The 16,516-nt window shown below is 38.6% G+C and carries 13 protein-coding genes; 10 read left to right on the forward strand and 3 right to left on the reverse strand.

Annotation, left to right across the window (positions count from 1 at the left end):
- Positions 1–47: 47 nt before the first annotated feature.
- A complete protein-coding gene (gene yaaA, locus GWI68_RS03825; RefSeq protein ID WP_166539438.1) occupies positions 48–830 on the reverse strand; it encodes a peroxide stress protein YaaA in 783 nt (260 codons plus the stop codon).
- A gap of 304 nt (positions 831–1,134) precedes the next feature.
- On the opposite strand from yaaA, the gene tal reads away from it, so the two are divergent.
- The 5 genes from tal to dnaJ all read left to right on the forward strand — a co-directional run bounded on the left by tal (position 1,135) and on the right by dnaJ (position 7,724).
- Positions 1,135–2,088: a transaldolase gene (gene tal / locus GWI68_RS03830; RefSeq protein ID WP_109371855.1), complete on the forward strand. Its 954-nt coding sequence runs from the start codon at positions 1,135–1,137 to the stop codon at positions 2,086–2,088.
- 183 nt (positions 2,089–2,271) lie between these two features.
- Positions 2,272–3,255: an SEL1-like repeat protein gene (locus GWI68_RS03835; RefSeq protein ID WP_166539439.1), complete on the forward strand. Its 984-nt coding sequence runs from the start codon at positions 2,272–2,274 to the stop codon at positions 3,253–3,255.
- Positions 3,256–3,477: 222 nt separating this feature from the next.
- Positions 3,478–4,065 (forward strand): molybdopterin adenylyltransferase, encoded by a 588-nt coding sequence (gene mog / locus GWI68_RS03840; RefSeq protein ID WP_109408064.1) that lies wholly within the window; start codon positions 3,478–3,480, stop codon positions 4,063–4,065.
- A gap of 489 nt (positions 4,066–4,554) precedes the next feature.
- The gene (dnaK, locus tag GWI68_RS03845) at positions 4,555–6,480 is read left to right on the forward strand and encodes a molecular chaperone DnaK (RefSeq protein ID WP_166539440.1); all 1,926 of its coding nucleotides are present in this window, start codon (positions 4,555–4,557) and stop codon (positions 6,478–6,480) included.
- Between the two features lie 104 nt (positions 6,481–6,584).
- The gene (dnaJ, locus tag GWI68_RS03850) at positions 6,585–7,724 is read left to right on the forward strand and encodes a molecular chaperone DnaJ (RefSeq protein WP_109408062.1); all 1,140 of its coding nucleotides are present in this window, start codon (positions 6,585–6,587) and stop codon (positions 7,722–7,724) included.
- Between the two features lie 75 nt (positions 7,725–7,799).
- On the opposite strand, the gene GWI68_RS03855 is transcribed toward dnaJ, so the two are convergent.
- A complete protein-coding gene (locus GWI68_RS03855) occupies positions 7,800–8,645 on the reverse strand; it encodes a DMT family transporter (RefSeq protein WP_166539441.1) in 846 nt (281 codons plus the stop codon).
- A 451-nt stretch (positions 8,646–9,096) separates the two neighbouring features.
- Between GWI68_RS03855 and nhaA the strand changes: the two genes are divergently transcribed.
- Complete coding sequence (gene nhaA, locus GWI68_RS03860; RefSeq protein WP_166539442.1) at positions 9,097–10,275, forward strand: Na+/H+ antiporter NhaA; 1,179 nt, start codon at positions 9,097–9,099, stop codon at positions 10,273–10,275.
- Between the two features lie 190 nt (positions 10,276–10,465).
- Positions 10,466–11,386, forward strand: a complete 921-nt coding sequence (gene nhaR, locus GWI68_RS03865) for a transcriptional activator NhaR (RefSeq protein ID WP_166539443.1) — start codon at positions 10,466–10,468, stop codon at positions 11,384–11,386.
- 73 nt (positions 11,387–11,459) lie between these two features.
- On the opposite strand, the gene rpsT is transcribed toward nhaR, so the two are convergent.
- Positions 11,460–11,720, reverse strand: a complete 261-nt coding sequence (gene rpsT / locus GWI68_RS03870) for a 30S ribosomal protein S20 (protein WP_004248964.1) — start codon at positions 11,718–11,720, stop codon at positions 11,460–11,462.
- Positions 11,721–12,150: 430 nt separating this feature from the next.
- Between rpsT and ribF the strand changes: the two genes are divergently transcribed.
- The 3 genes from ribF to lspA are packed head-to-tail and all read left to right on the forward strand — an operon-like array spanning position 12,151 to position 16,451.
- Positions 12,151–13,092 (forward strand): bifunctional riboflavin kinase/FAD synthetase, encoded by a 942-nt coding sequence (gene ribF / locus GWI68_RS03880; protein WP_109408058.1) that lies wholly within the window; start codon positions 12,151–12,153, stop codon positions 13,090–13,092.
- A gap of 29 nt (positions 13,093–13,121) precedes the next feature.
- Positions 13,122–15,932, forward strand: a complete 2,811-nt coding sequence (gene ileS / locus GWI68_RS03885) for an isoleucine--tRNA ligase (protein WP_166539444.1) — start codon at positions 13,122–13,124, stop codon at positions 15,930–15,932.
- A 3-nt stretch (positions 15,933–15,935) separates the two neighbouring features.
- Entirely contained in the window at positions 15,936–16,451 is a 516-nt protein-coding gene (gene lspA, locus GWI68_RS03890; RefSeq protein WP_072069464.1) for a signal peptidase II, read from the forward strand.
- Positions 16,452–16,516: the final 65 nt, after the last annotated feature.

Here is a 16,516-nt window from a genome sequence, read left to right on the forward strand (position 1 = left end):
TATGTTAGTGCTGTTTTTATTTGTAAGATAATGCGTGATCAATATTTTTATTTGACCAGTGATTCAGCACGTTTAAATACTAAGGTATTACCTTCAGATTCAGCAGCGTTAAATTGATAACCCTCTAAATCAAATTCTTTAAGTTGTGTTTTGTCAGTGAGTTTTTCTTGAATAATAAAACGGCTCATTAATCCGCGCGCCTTTTTAGCGTAAAAGCTAATGACTTTGTATTTCCCATTCTTCTCATCTAGAAAAACAGGTTTAATAATTTCAGCTTGGAGTTTTTTCGGGTTAACGGATTTAAAATATTCATCAGAGGCTAAATTAACTAAAACGTTATCACCTTGTGCTTCAATCGCTTTATTTAATGCTTCTGTAATGGTGTTTCCCCAAAATTGGTATAAATCACTGCCCTTGTTATTTTTTAGCTTTATTCCCATTTCAAGACGATAAGGTTGCATTAAATCCAGAGGGCGTAATACACCATATAAACCTGAAAGCATGCGTAAATGTTGTTGAGCAAATTGAAAATCATCTTCAGAAAAGAGTTCAGCTTGCATGCCTGTATAAACATCACCTTTAAATGCCAAAATAGCTTGGCGCGCATTTTCTGGTGTGAAATTAGGTTGCCACTCACCAAAACGAGCAGCATTTAATCCTGCGAGTTTATCGCTTATCTTCATTAAGCTTGCAATATCACTTGAAGATAACTTTCGACACTCTTCGATAAGTTGTTGGGAATATTTTAGCAATTCAGGTTGGGTGAAATGCGTTGTTGCTAAAGGCGATTCGAAGTCCAGTGTTTTAGCTGGTGAAATAGTAATTAGCATAATTCCCTCAATTGGCTATTTTAATGTTCATCAAATATAACAAATTCTTTCGATAATAGGCTAAATTATAGTAATAGGAAAAAACAATGGTTTCTCTTATTTGGGGTAAAAATCGACAATTAAAACGATTCAGCCTGCGATCTTCTTCTGTTTTTTTCCGCTTTTGTTTCGCGAAAACGTTTGGCATTCAAATAATTGCTTTGTATGAATCTAAGCGTCTTGTAGTGTGAGCAGTCCATGTTATTATCAATAGATATCCGCAGGTGACTGCAAACAGATTTACCTAGTAGATGAGATAAACAAAATGACCAACAAATTGACTTCTTTGCGTAAACTGACAACAGTTGTTGCTGACACTGGCGACATTGCAGCAATGAAACTGTATCAGCCTCAAGACGCAACTACCAACCCATCTTTAATTTTAAATGCAGCTCAAATTCCTGAATATCGTAAATTAATTGATGAAGCGATTGAATGGGCACGCTCACAAAGCGATTCTCGTGAACAACAAATCGTTGATGCTTGTGACAAGCTGGCAGTAAATATTGGTTTAGAAATTTTAAAACTGATCCCAGGCCGCATTTCAACAGAAGTGGATGCTCGTCTGTCTTATGATACTCAAGCATGTATCGAAAAAGCACGCCACTTAATGAAGCTTTATAACGATGCAGGTATTAGTAACGACCGTATTCTTATCAAATTGGCATCTACTTGGCAGGGTATTCGTGCCGCAGAGCAATTAGAAAAAGAAGGTATCAACTGTAACCTGACTTTACTGTTCTCTTTTGCTCAAGCTCGTGCATGTGCTGAAGCGGGTGTTTACCTGATTTCTCCATTTGTTGGTCGTATCATGGATTGGTATAAAGCCAATACAGATAAAAAAGAATTTGCACCTGCTGAAGATCCAGGTGTTATTTCTGTGACTGAAATCTACAACTATTACAAACAACATGGTTATAACACTGTTGTTATGGGCGCAAGCTTCCGTAATATGGGTGAGATTTTAGAATTAGCCGGTTGTGACCGCTTAACTATCGCACCAGCTCTGTTAAAAGAATTATCAGAAGCTGAAGGTGAAGTTGAACATAAGTTATCTTATAAAGGTGAAGTGAAAGCACGTCCAGAAGCTATCACTGAAGCACAATTCTATTGGGAGCATAATGCAGACCCAATGGCAGTAGATAAATTATCTGACGGTATTCGTAAATTTGCTGTCGATCAGGAAAAATTAGAGAAAATGATTGCGGATTTATTATAATTCGTCGTTAAATTCTTATAAAAATCTTAAATACCCATCTTTTACAGGTGGGTATTTTCATTTTTTTCTTCTCAAAATAACATTTAAGAAAATTTTAAGATTAAATTGATTGGAATATATTATTTATCCAGTAATAATTATAAAAATATATTATTAGAATACTCTATTTATTATTGGTGAATTATGAAAAAGATTGTCTTGGCAACGGTACTTGCATCGTTATTTTTCGGTGGCGCTGCAATGGCAGAGAGCAAAACCGCTTTCTCTTTACCTGCAATTGAAAAAAGTGCTGAAGGTGGAAATTCAGCGTCTCAATATCAATTGGGCGTAAAATATGAGAATGGCGAAGGTGTCGAACAAGATGCGCAAAAAGCGCTGGAATGGTATACCAAAGCTGCAGAGCAAGGTCATGCTGAAGCGCAGTTAAACTTAGCACTTATGTATGACATGAGCGATGATATTGATCGCGATGCAGAAAAAGCAGTTTATTGGTATAACAAAGCTGCGGTTCAAGGCGTTTCTTTAGCACAATACAACCTTGCTGTTTCTTATGACGATGGTGATGGTGTAAAGCAAGATCATGAGAAAGCCGTGTATTGGTATACTAAAGCTGGTGAGCAAGGTGATAGTGATGCGCAATACAATCTCGGTATCTCTTATGATGAAGGTATTGGTGTAGCACAAGATCATGAAAAAGCAGTTGTCTGGTATACAAAAGCAGCAGAACAAGGCCACTCTGATGCACAATATAATCTTGCTGTCTCTTATGATGACGGTGAAGGTGTAGAGCGTAACGGTGCTAAAGCTGTTTTCTGGTATACGAAGGCTGCAAACCAAGGTAATCGTGACGCACAAAATAACTTAGGTGTGATGTACGATGAAGGTGATGGTGTGGCTAAAGATGCACGTAAAGCCGTTGAATGGTACAGAAAATCAGCGATTCAAGGTAATGGTCTTGCACAAAACAATCTTGCGTTAAACTATTACTACGGTAAAGGCGTTAAACGTGATCTGAAAGAAGCCTATGCATGGTTTACTGTTGCTGTTGAAAATGGTGATGGTGATGAAGCAATGCTAAAACGTACTGCTCGTGCATTAAATGCAGCACAATTAGCAGAAGCTAAAAGTTTAGCAGCGTCTTATATAGCTAAATATATTGATGAATAATATTAATTAATATTATTTAGGATTAAAGAGGGGGAGCTTACGCTCCCTTTTTCTATTTTAGTTAACGATAAATAAAAATAGAGAGTTATCAATTTTTATTATCCGTTCTCAATAATCAAATATTAAACATCATTAATATAATGAGATTATTTTTAATTCTCTTGTGTTCTCATGGTAATATCTGCGCGCAAGTTAGATGGTCATTGATTAATTGAGGTTGATATGAATGAATTACGCATAGGGTTAGTTTCTGTTTCTGATCGCGCATCAAGTGGGGTTTATGAAGATAAAGGCTTACCCGCTTTAGAGGCTTGGCTAAAAACTGCGTTAACAACGCCTTTTCATATCGAATCTCGTTTGATCCCAGATGAACAATTGATGATTGAGCAAACACTTTGTGAACTTGTTGATGAATCAGGTTGCCATTTAGTGCTAACAACGGGAGGAACAGGGCCTGCACGCCGTGATGTTACTCCAGATGCAACATTGGCCATTGCAGATAGAGAAATGCCTGGTTTTGGTGAACAAATGCGCCAAATTAGCCTGAAATTTGTACCCACTGCAATTTTATCCCGACAAGTTGGTGTTATTCGTAACCAAGCATTAATTTTAAACTTACCCGGACAGCCCAAAGCGATTGCAGAAACGTTAGAAGGGTTAAAAGATAGCGAAGGCAAAGTGATTGTTAGTGGTATTTTTGCGAGTGTACCTTATTGTATCCAGTTGTTAGATGGCCCTTACGTTGAAACAAATGAAGATATTGTGAAAGCATTTAGACCAAAATCAGCCCGTCGTTCTACCTCTGCATAAATAATTTAAGAGGTTATTTAAACTGTTTGTTTGTATGAATGCTTGGAATTCATACTGTATTCAAGTAGTACAAAAATAACCTCATTCTATTTAATCTCTTTTTTTCTTTGTGATTTATTAAAAAACCTTTATTTTCAACTTGTTATACTCGCATTTTAAGTTAAGTCTTAAAGTTTGTATGTTAATTCACCGTGATGTTATTGGCGCTTGGTGTAATATGTTGATAAATAATGATTTTTAATTTATCTGGACTTGGCTGGATCAATTTTTTCGCATTTTTTGCATTTTTTTTTATGATTCCCCTTGATGAATGTATTTATGACCCCATCTTCTTTTCAACTGCAATTACCACTATTGAGTTGCGTTGATTTTATATCCGCTTTGAGATGATGTTGTTAAGTCTATTAATTTTTGACTTGAAAAATGAATATTCATCCTCATATAGATTGGTAGTCAAATTGATAAAGAATTCTCTTTGGAGGCGTTTAAATGGGTAAAATTATTGGTATTGACCTGGGTACAACTAACTCTTGTGTTGCTGTAATGGATGGCAAAACTGCCCGGGTTATTGAAAACAGTGAGGGCGATCGTACTACTCCTTCAATCGTTGCATATGCACAAGATGGTGAAATCTTAGTTGGTCAGCCAGCAAAACGTCAGGCTGTGACTAACCCACAAAATACTTTATTTGCCATCAAACGTTTAATTGGCCGTCGTTTTGAAGATGAAGAAGTTCAACGTGACGTTGCTATCATGCCTTACAAAATTGTTAAGGCTGATAATGGTGATGCTTGGATTGAAGCTCGTAACGATAAAATGGCTCCACCACAAGTATCTGCTGAAGTCCTGAAAAAAATGAAGAAAACAGCAGAAGACTATTTAGGTGAAGCAGTTACTGAGGCTGTGATTACCGTTCCTGCTTACTTTAATGATGCGCAACGTCAAGCAACTAAAGATGCGGGCCGTATCGCAGGTCTTGAAGTTAAACGTATTATTAACGAACCAACAGCGGCTGCTCTGGCTTACGGTTTAGATCGTGAAGTCGGTAACCGTACTATCGCAGTTTATGACTTAGGTGGTGGTACATTCGATATCTCTATCATCGAAATCGATGAAGTAGATGGCGAAAAAACCTATGAAGTTCTGTCAACCAATGGTGATACTCACTTAGGTGGTGAAGACTTCGATAGCCGTTTAATTAACTACTTAGTTGATGAGTTTAAAAAAGAACAAGGCATTGATCTACGTAACGATCCATTAGCAATGCAACGTCTGAAAGAAGCTGCTGAAAAAGCGAAAATTGAATTATCTTCAGCACAACAAACAGATGTTAACTTGCCATACGTTACTGCCGATGCAACAGGTCCTAAACACTTAAATATCAAAGTAACTCGTGCAAAATTAGAATCTTTAGTTGAAGATTTAGTTAAGCGTTCAATGGAACCAGTACGTGTTGCATTAGAAGATGCTGGCCTGAAAGTAAGTGAAGTTAACGACGTTATTCTGGTTGGTGGTCAAACTCGTATGCCAATGGTTCAGAAAACTGTTGCTGATTTCTTTGGTAAAGAACCACGTAAAGACGTTAACCCAGATGAAGCTGTTGCAATGGGTGCAGCTGTTCAAGGCGGTGTATTAGCGGGTGATGTTAAAGACGTTCTGTTACTTGACGTAACACCACTGTCTTTAGGTATCGAAACAATGGGTGGTGTAATGACTTCCCTGATCGGAAAAAATACCACAATTCCAACTAAACATAGCCAAGTGTTCTCTACCGCAGAAGATAACCAATCTGCTGTAACTATTCACGTATTACAAGGCGAACGTAAACGTGCTAGTGATAACAAATCACTGGGTCAATTTAACTTAGATGGTATTCAGGCTGCGCCACGCGGTATGCCACAAATCGAAGTTACTTTTGATATCGATGCTGATGGTATTTTGCATGTATCAGCTAAAGATAAAAACAGTGGTCGTGAGCAAAACATCACAATTAAAGCTTCTTCTGGTTTAAATGAAGAAGAAATCCAAAAAATGGTACGTGATGCAGAAGCCAACGCAGAATCAGACCGTAAATTTGAAGAATTAGTGCAAACTCGTAACCAAGCAGACCAATTAGTTCACGGTACTCGTAAACAAATTGAAGAAGCTGGTGATAAATTACCGGCGAACGATAAAGAAGCTATCGAAAAAGCGGTAAGTGAGTTAGAAATTGCTTCTAAAGGCGAAGATAAAGACACTATTGAAGCAAAAATTAAAGCATTAGTTGAAGCTTCTGAGAAACTGTTAGAAATCGCACAACAACAAGCACAAGCGGGTGCTGCAGGTAATGCTGCTGGCGCAGATGCAAGTGCGAAGAAAGATGATGATGTTGTCGATGCAGAATTTGAAGAAGTTGACGGCAAAGACAAGAAATAATGCCCTTAACGGGCCACGGTAACTCACTGTGAATAGTTACTGATACCGAACACGGGCGTCGAGGAAACTCTACGCCCGTGTGCTTATGTCAAGGGTAATCTAGAATGGCAAAAAGAGATTTTTACGAAGTTCTCGGTTTAAGCAAAAACGCCGATGAAAAAGAAATTAAGCGTGCATATAAGCGTTTAGCAATGAAATATCATCCAGACCGTAATCAGGGTGATAAAGAGTCAGAATCAAAATTTAAAGAAATTAAAGAAGCCTACGAAATTTTAAGTGATGCACAAAAGCGTGCAGCTTACGATCAATATGGTCATGCTGCTTTTGAGCAAGGCGGATTTGGTGGCCAAGGCGGTGGCGGTTTCGGTGGTGGCGCTGACTTTGGTGATATTTTCGGTGATGTCTTTGGTGATATTTTTGGTGGTGGTCGCCGTCAACAACGCGCATCACGAGGTTCTGACTTACAATACAACATGGAATTAACGCTTGAAGAAGCGGTTCGTGGTGTGACCAAAGAAATTCGTATACCGACATTAGAAACTTGTGATAAATGCCACGGTAGTGGTGCTAAAGAAGGTACTTCGGCAGAAACATGCTCTACCTGTCATGGTGCGGGTCAGGTTCATTTACGTCAAGGTTTCTTCACTGTACAACAAGCATGTCCAACGTGTCATGGTCGCGGTAAAGTGATTAAAGAGCCTTGCTCTAAATGTCATGGTGATGGTCGTGTTGAGCGTTATAAAACACTGTCTGTTAAAATCCCAGCTGGCGTTGATACGGGTGATCGGATCCGCTTAAGTGGTGAAGGTGAAGCCGGCGAGAATGGTGCACCAGCAGGTGATTTATATGTGCAGGTTCATGTTCGTCAACATCATATATTTGAGCGTGATGGTAATAACCTTTATTGTGAAGTTCCGATTAACTTTGCGATTGCTGCTTTGGGGGGCGAAATTGAAGTTCCTACACTGGATGGCCGTGTAAAACTTAAAATCCCAGCAGAAACTCAAACGGGCAAAATGTTCCGTATGAAAGGTAAAGGCGTCAAGTCTGTACGTAGTAGCACTATCGGTGATTTGATGTGCCGTGTTGTTGTTGAAACACCAGTTAAACTCAATGAGAAACAAAAAGAGTTAATGGAACAACTTGGTGAATCATTTGGTGGTAAAAGTGGTGAGAAAAATACACCGCGCTCTAAAAGCTTCCTTGATGGTGTGAAAAAATTCTTTGATGATTTAACGAAATAATTTTTACTCCCTCTTTCAAAAAGGCCTGATGATAGTATTTATCATCGGGCCTTTTTATTTGAATATGGCGCAAGATTATCCCATCTTGATGGCGACAATACCCGCTAAAATGACTAAACACGCTAATAATTGTTTGCGGTTAAATTGTTCTTTTAGCAAATAAACAGATAAGACCATAGCAAATAGTACGCTGGTTTCTCTTAATGCCGCTACCAGCACAATAGAAGCATGACTCATCGCCCATATCACTATGCCATAACTGATTAATTGCATGACACCGCCTAAAAATGCGGGCTTCCAATAATCTTTTATTTTGGCTTTTAAGTGCTGGCGATAACGGAGCCATGCCAGCAAATACATTACGATACCATTTAAAAAGAAGAGCCATAAAATATAAGCAAAAGGTGTTTCTCCTACTCGGGAGCCATTACCATCAGATAGGGTATAACTTGCGGTAAATAATGCGGTAAGAAGCGCAAAAAAGAGTGCATCTTTACGTAAATTAAACGTCGCTATTTTTCGGCTACGTGAAATAAGGATAATACCCAAAATAATCAATAAAATGCCGATCAAGCCATTAACAGGAAGTGTTTCATGAAAAAGAAAAAAGCCAAGGACAGCAGTCATTAATGGCGCACTACCGCGAGAAATCGGATAGACCTGATTAAAGTCTGCCAAGGTATAACATCGGCTTAAAGAAAGAGTGTAGCCAATATGAAATAGGACGGAAAGAATAAGCCATTTCCATGCTCCTATATCGGGTAGTCCAACCCAAAATAGAGCAGGGATTGTCACAATACCTGAAAAAAAAGTAAGTAACGAGATCCCAAGAAATCGATCACTGCCTACTTTGACTAATGCATTCCAACATGCATGGAAGACAGCGGCAAATAGCACGGCAATAAAAACGGTAATCGACATATTGATAGAGGCCTTTGTACTAAAGCGAAAATTATTTTTATAAAACCATAACACAATGGATAAATAGTGAAATATATAACATTTTCTTTTCTCTCATAATCTAAGGATGCTATAAATGGAAAAGACAAAAATAATATTATTTTTTGATAATTAAAAATTAATATATTTGATCTATTTTATCGATTGGTATTATTTATTGAGCTAGATGCTTATTTTTAGCAATAAGTAAAAAAATTATATTCTTATCAATATGTTGTGATCTTCTTTTCCAATTATTGTTATATTTTTCCATTAAGAAATAATGTTGATTAATTATGGACATCTATCTTGTTTTCCTTAATATTTCTCTATCAGTTCGAAAAATACGATCTATTGTCCATGAATAAACTGTTTTTTACGAATCCATGGTTAGCATATTATTAACAAGATTAGTAATTTTGAGGTTAATATTATGACGGCAATTATTAGACAATTTTTGAGATTAGAGGCATCAGGCGGTATTCTTCTGATTATTGCTGCTATTATCGCATTAATTATGGCGAATACACCTCTAAGTGCTTTGTATAATGAGTTTTTATCTATTCCTATTATGCTCAAGTTTGGTGCATTCGAACTTGATAAGCCATTACTGCTTTGGGTAAATGATGCCTTAATGGCTATTTTCTTTTTGGTGGTCGGATTAGAAGTTAAGCGTGAATTAAAAGAAGGTTCTTTAGCTCAACGTGATAGAGCCATTTTCCCTGCAATTGCCGCTGTAGGCGGAATGTTAGCGCCTGCATTGGTTTATCTTATGTTCAATCATATCGATGCTGTAGGGCAACAAGGTTGGGCAATTCCTGCGGCAACAGATATTGCATTTGCATTGGGGGTGATGGCGTTATTAGGTAAACGTGTCCCTGTTGAATTAAAGGTTTTCTTATTGGCCTTGGCAATTATCGATGACTTAGGCGTTATTGTGATTATTGCACTCTTTTATTCAAAGAGTATTGCACTGATGCCATTGGCTTTGGCTGGGTTGATTGTTATTGCTCTGGGCATAATGAACTGGCGTAAAGTTGGTAATACTGCAGCTTACTTAGTTCTTGGGTTCGTTTTGTGGGTGTGTATTTTAAAATCGGGCATTCATGCCACTATTGCGGGTGTTATTGTCGGATTCATTATCCCATTAAGAAATAAAGAGGGTGATTCGCCTTCTGAAGAATTAGAGCATGTGTTACATCCTTGGGTTGCCTATTTAATTTTGCCACTATTTGCATTTAGTAATGCGGGCGTTTCCTTAAATGGCGTGACATTAGATGGCATGTTATCCGCATTACCATTAGGTATCGCATTGGGACTATTTTTGGGTAAGCCGATTGGAATTTTCCTCTTTAGTTGGGTTTCGGTAAAACTAGGCATTGCAAAATTACCAGATGCGATTAATCTTAAGCAAATATTTGCAGTATCTGTGCTCTGTGGTATCGGTTTTACTATGTCTATCTTTATCGCAGGATTAGCATTTGATGGTGCAAGTGAAGCTTATGATACCTACTCTAAGCTGGGTATTTTAGTAGGTTCAACGGTAGCTGCAGTTGTGGGATATTTGTTGCTTCGTTCTGTTTTACCGAAGTCAAAAACGAAGTCAATATAAGGAAATTTATTACGGATTTGAGTTTCTCAACACAATAAATACCGAGCTATATATTTAAATCTACGGTGCAATACAGTGTATTGTGCCGTAGGTGTTTTTATGAGGATTGGATGCAAGGAAAGCCAATCGCAAACTAATGCGTTATTACATAATCTGTGTTTAAGGCACAGAAGTTGAAAGGAAGATAACTATGCGGGTGTCACATCTCAATTTTAACCATCTTTATTATTTTTGGCATGTGTGTAAAGAAGGCTCTGTTGTAGGTGCAGCAGAAGCTCTGTATCTGACACCTCAGACGATTACAGGGCAAATTAAGGCATTAGAAGAAAGATTGGGTGGTAAGTTGTTTAAACGCCAAGGAAGGGGGTTAGTTCCTTCAGAGTTGGGGCAACTTATTTTTCGTTATGCCGATAAAATGTTTATGCTAAGCCAAGAGATGCTGGATATCGTCAACTATAGTCGTGAATCGAACTTGTTGTTTGATGTCGGTGTTGCGGATGCATTATCTAAACAATTAGTCAGTCGCGTATTAGAAACGGCGGTGATTGATCATGAGCAAATTCATCTGCGCTGTTTTGAATCAACACATGAATTATTATTAGAACAATTAAGTCAGCATAAGCTGGATATGATTTTATCGGATTGCCCTGTGGATTCTTCACAACAAGAAGGCCTATTTTCTGTAAAACTCGGTGAATGTAATATGAGTTTCTTTTGCAGCCATCCACTTCCTGAAAAACCGTTCCCTGAATGTTTAGAAGAACGGAAATTACTCATTCCTGGTCGTCGATATATGTTAGGTCGCCATTTGTTAACGTGGATACGTAATAAAAATCTGCAAGTGGAAATTTTGGGAGAGTTTGATGATGCTGCATTAATGAAAGCATTTGGATTAAATTATAATGCCATTTTTGTAGCACCTTCACTGTATACCGATGAAACTTTTGCTCATAGTAATATCGAAGAAATAGGGATGCTTGATACTGTAAAAGAAGAGTATTACGCGATTTTTGCAGAGCGAATGATCCAACATCCAGCAGTTCAGCGCGTTTGTAATACTGATTTTTCAGAGCTTTTTAATGGGAATAAGAAGAGTGTTGTAAATCCATAAGTGAGTTATGGTTAAAAAGTAGAAAACAAAAAAACCGGCATAAGCCGGTTTTTTATAACACAAGAAAGCAATATTACATTGCTTTGATTTGTGCTTGCAGATTAGCTTTATGACGTGCAGCTTTATTCTTGTGAATTAAGCCTTTAGTTGCCTGACGGTCAACAATTGGTTGCATGTCATTAAATGCTTTTTGTGCTGCTTCTTTATCACCTGAAGCAACTGCTGCGTATACTTTTTTAATGTAAGTACGCATCATAGAACGACGGCTTGCGTTGTGCTGACGACGCTTTTCAGACTGAACCGCACGTTTCTTAGCTGATTTGATATTAGCCAAGTTCCAACTCCCAAATATATTCTAGCGAGGACAAATACAAAGGTGAAGGAATATGCCTTTTCAACCTAAGTTTGTCAATGGATTTATACAAAATTAGCGTCGTTGTACGCGACACTTGTTTCGTTGTGATGGCGCAAGATTTTATCAGTTAAGACGGGTAGAATACAGTCTTTTGAGTGAAAAAATCATCAAAATCGTGTATATGAGTAATAAATAATAGATTCTAATAGGATCTACGGTTGATTTTATGCGATTTTATAACCAAGAAGTGAGTGATAGTCCATTTTTGTTTAATGTGAGTAGTCACATTTAAGAATAATAGTGAATCGACTTGTCGAGATATTACTCATCAATAAACATTGATATATTGGGTTACTCTCAAGCCTTTGACAAGGTATAATCCAATAATTTCCACGGTATTGAGCCAGTTATGGAGCTAATTCGCGGTATACAGAATATTAGAGCGCTACATCATGGTTGCGTTCTGACAATTGGGAATTTTGATGGTGTCCATCGAGGCCATCAGGCATTATTGAAACACTTGAAGCAAGAAGCCTCACAGCGAGGGTTACCCACGGTTGTGATGACATTTGAGCCTCAGCCGCTTGAGTTTTTTTTACCAGAAAAAGCACCAGCACGTCTGACTCGTTTACGAGATAAGATAAAGTATTTGGCTGAATGCGGTATTGACTACCTTTTGTGTGTCAAATTTGATAAACAATTTGCAGCACAAACACCTGAAGAGTTTGTTTCATCCTTACTGGTCGATAAATTAGGGGTGAAATTTCTTGCTATTGGTGATGATTTTCGCTTTGGCAAAAATCGTGAAGGTGATTTCCACTTTTTACAACAAGCAGGTGTTCGATATGGATTTGATGTCGCAAATACAGAAAGTTATTGCGATAAAGGATTACGTATCAGTAGCACCGCAGTACGAGAAGCGTTACTCAATGATGATTTAGTTCTTGCTGAATCACTCCTTGGACACCCTTACAGTGTTTGTGGACGAGTTGTTCATGGTAATGAATTGGGTAGAACTATTGGTTTTCCGACAGCCAATATTCCAATGAAGCGCTTAGTTGCACCCGTTAAAGGCGTTTATGCCGTTGATGTCTATTTGTCAGATAATCAATCACCTTTACCCGGTGTGGCAAATATCGGAAGTCGTCCTACCGTACAAGGAAAGGGCGTACAATTAGAAGTTCATTTAATCGACGTTAATATGGATTTATATGGACGTCGTATTGATGTTGTGTTACGAAAGAAATTACGTAATGAACAGCGATTTGCATCATTGGATGCATTGAAGCAGCAAATCGCAGATGATGTGGCTACTGCTAGGGATTTTTTATCGCAGCGGTCGGAGTCATAAACTAGCGGAAAATTGGAACTGAGAATCGAATGAGTGACTATAAAAATACCCTGAACTTACCAGAAACAGGGTTCCCTATGCGCGGGGATTTAGCAAAGCGCGAGCCAGAGATGTTATCACGTTGGTACAAAGAAGGTTTGTATCAAGCTATTCGTCAGGCTAAAAGTGGTAAAAAAACATTTATTTTGCATGATGGCCCTCCATACGCCAACGGCAATATTCATATTGGTCACTCAGTAAACAAAATTCTCAAAGATATTATTATTAAATCCAAAGGGCTGTCAGGCTTTGACTCTCCGTACATTCCAGGATGGGATTGTCACGGATTACCTATCGAACTAAAAGTTGAACAAATCGTAGGTAAACCAGGAGAGAAAATATCAGCAGCGCAATTCCGCGAGGAATGTCGTAAATACGCTTACGAGCAAATCGAAGCACAGAAAAAAGATTTTATTCGTTTAGGTGTTCTAGGAGATTGGGAAAAACCTTATCTTACAATGGACTATAAAACAGAAGCGAATACTATCCGTGCATTAGCGCGTATTATCGCAAATGGTCACCTGTTAAAAGGGGCTAAGCCTGTTCACTGGTGTACTGCGTGTGGTTCATCACTGGCAGAAGCTGAAGTTGAATACTACGATAAAACATCTCCTTCTATCGATGTGCGTTTCACTGCCGTAGATTCAAAAGCTGTTGCTGCTAAATTTGGTTCAGCAACAGATAAACCAATTTCTTTGGTTATCTGGACAACAACGCCTTGGACATTACCTGCTAACCGTGCGATCGCCTTAAATGCAGAATTTAATTATGCCTTAGTCTCATTTAATGATGAGTGTGTGATTTTAGCGGCAGATCTTGTTGAGTACGTGATGCAACGTATTGGCGTAACTGGCTGGGCTGTTTTAGGTGAATGTAAAGGTACAGATCTAGAGTTGCTACGCTTTAATCATCCATTTATGGGTTTTGATGTTCCTGCTATTTTAGGTGATCACGTTACTTTAGATGCGGGTACAGGTGCGGTACATACTGCACCAGGCCATGGTCCTGATGACTTTGTGGTTGGCCAAAAATACGGTTTAGAAGTTGCAAACCCAGTTGGGCCAAATGGCTGTTATTTACCTGGCACTTATCCAACATTAGATGGCGTTTTTGTTTTTAAAGCGAACGATGTCATCGTTGAATTGCTAAAAGAAAAAGGCGCTCTGTTACATCACGAAGCGTTGCAGCACAGTTATCCTTGCTGTTGGAGACATAAAACACCTGTTATTTTCCGCGCAACACCACAATGGTTTATTGGCATGGATAAAAACGGGTTGCGTCAACAATCATTAAAAGAGATCAAAGGTGTTAAATGGATCCCTGATTGGGGTCAAGCACGAATTGAGTCAATGGTTGAAAACCGCCCTGACTGGTGTATTTCTCGTCAACGTACTTGGGGTACTCCAATGTCTCTGTTTGTTCATAAAGAGACACAAGAGCCACATCCACGCACTTTAGAGTTGATGGAAGAAGTTGCAAAACGTGTTGAAGTTAGCGGCATCCAAGCATGGTGGGATTTAGATATTCGTGAAGTATTGGGTGATGAAGCTGACGATTACATGAAAACGCCTGATACACTGGACGTATGGTTTGATTCAGGATCAACACACTCAACAGTCGTTGATGCTCGCCCAGAATACCATGGCAATTCAGCTGATATGTATTTAGAAGGCTCTGACCAACATCGTGGTTGGTTTATGTCTTCGTTGATGATCTCAACGGCAATCAAAGGTAAAGCACCTTACCGTCAAGTATTAACACATGGTTTTACCGTAGATGGACAAGGCCGTAAAATGTCTAAATCTATTGGTAATACAGTGAGTCCACAAGATGTGATGGATAAACTGGGTGCTGATATCTTACGTTTATGGGTTGCTTCAACCGATTATACAGGTGAAATCGCTGTATCTGATGAGATCTTAAAACGTTCTGCGGACACTTATCGTCGTATTCGTAATACTGCGCGCTTCTTCTTAGCAAACTTGAACGGTTTTGATCCTGCAAAACATCAAGTTAAGCCAGAAGAGATGGTGACACTTGATCGCTGGGCAGTAGGCCGTGCGAAAGCAGCACAAGCGGATATCCTAAAACACTATGAAAACTACGATTTCCATAATGTTATTCAGCGCTTAATGCAGTTCTGTTCAGTGGAAATGGGTTCTTTCTACCTAGATATCATCAAGGACAGACAATATACCGCGAAAAGTGATAGTGTTGCTCGCCGTAGTTGCCAAACAGCCTTATTCCACATCAGTGAAGCATTAGTTCGTTGGATGGCGCCAGTTATGTCATTCACTGCTGATGAGATCTGGAATGAACTGCCAGGTGAGCGTGCAAAATATGTCTTAACTGAAGAGTGGTATACCGATTTATTTGGTTTAGATGCATCAGAAACCTTAAATGATGATTACTGGGCTGAATTACTGGCTGTTCGTGGTGAAGTCAATAAGGTGTTAGAGCAAGCACGTACAGATAAACAATTACGTGGCTCTTTAGAAGCATCAGTCACACTGTATGCAGATAACGCTTTAGCCAATAAATTAAATGCATTAGGTAATGAACTGCGTTTTGTTTTATTAACATCTCAAGCGACAGTTGCAGATATTAATGAAGCACCAGAAACAGCATTAGCCTCTGATATGGCGGGTTTAAAAATCGCCTTTAATAAAGCAGATGGCGAAAAATGTCCTCGTTGCTGGCATTATGCGACAGATATCGGTCAAGTAGCGGAACACGCTGAATTATGCGGACGCTGTGTTACTAACGTAGCCGGTAACGGTGAAGAACGTAAGTTTGCTTAATTAATGAAGAAAACACTTTGCTCTACAGGTTTACGCTGGTTGTGGTTAGCAATTGCTGTAGTGGTGTTGGATTTAGGAACAAAACAGTATTTCATGCAGACATTTCGTCTGTATGAATCTGTTGCTGTGATGCCTTTTTTCAATTTCACTTACGCACATAACTATGGTGCTGCCTTTAGCTTTTTAGCGGATAAAGGGGGATGGCAACGTTGGTTTTTTGCACTGATTGCATTAGCAATCTGCATTACTTTATTAGTAATGATGTATAAAAATAAAGCGAATGCCAAACTAAGTAACATTGCTTATGCGCTTATTATTGGCGGAGCATTGGGTAATCTTTCTGATCGTCTGATCCACGGGTTTGTTATCGATTTTCTTGATGTTTATGTCGGAGATTGGCATTGGCCCACTTTTAATATTGCTGATATGGGTATTTGTATTGGTGCTGGGCTAATTATCATTGAAAGCTTTTTCCCTGATAAAAATGCCAGTCCGCAAGATACAAAAAAGCAAAAGTAATCAGACAATGAGTTAACTAAAATAACCCCTGCCTTATGGCGGGGGTTACGCTTAATAGAAGGTAT

The sequence above is a fragment of the Proteus sp. G2669 genome (assembly GCF_009915245.1).
Lineage (GTDB): Bacteria > Pseudomonadota > Gammaproteobacteria > Enterobacterales > Enterobacteriaceae > Proteus.

Excerpts from the sequence above, each read along its gene's own strand:
- yaaA (WP_166539438.1), bottom strand. The coding sequence starts at position 830 with ATGCTAATTACTATTTCACCAGCTAAAACACTGGACTTCGAATCGCCT.
- tal (WP_109371855.1), top strand. The coding sequence starts at position 1,135 with ATGACCAACAAATTGACTTCTTTGCGTAAACTGACAACAGTTGTTGCT.
- GWI68_RS03835 (WP_166539439.1), top strand. The coding sequence starts at position 2,272 with ATGAAAAAGATTGTCTTGGCAACGGTACTTGCATCGTTATTTTTCGGT.
- mog (WP_109408064.1), top strand. The coding sequence starts at position 3,478 with ATGAATGAATTACGCATAGGGTTAGTTTCTGTTTCTGATCGCGCATCA.
- dnaK (WP_166539440.1), top strand. The coding sequence starts at position 4,555 with ATGGGTAAAATTATTGGTATTGACCTGGGTACAACTAACTCTTGTGTT.
- dnaJ (WP_109408062.1), top strand. The coding sequence starts at position 6,585 with ATGGCAAAAAGAGATTTTTACGAAGTTCTCGGTTTAAGCAAAAACGCC.
- GWI68_RS03855 (WP_166539441.1), bottom strand. The coding sequence starts at position 8,645 with ATGTCGATTACCGTTTTTATTGCCGTGCTATTTGCCGCTGTCTTCCAT.
- nhaA (WP_166539442.1), top strand. The coding sequence starts at position 9,097 with ATGACGGCAATTATTAGACAATTTTTGAGATTAGAGGCATCAGGCGGT.
- nhaR (WP_166539443.1), top strand. The coding sequence starts at position 10,466 with ATGCGGGTGTCACATCTCAATTTTAACCATCTTTATTATTTTTGGCAT.
- ribF (WP_109408058.1), top strand. The coding sequence starts at position 12,151 with ATGGAGCTAATTCGCGGTATACAGAATATTAGAGCGCTACATCATGGT.
- ileS (WP_166539444.1), top strand. The coding sequence starts at position 13,122 with ATGAGTGACTATAAAAATACCCTGAACTTACCAGAAACAGGGTTCCCT.
- lspA (WP_072069464.1), top strand. The coding sequence starts at position 15,936 with ATGAAGAAAACACTTTGCTCTACAGGTTTACGCTGGTTGTGGTTAGCA.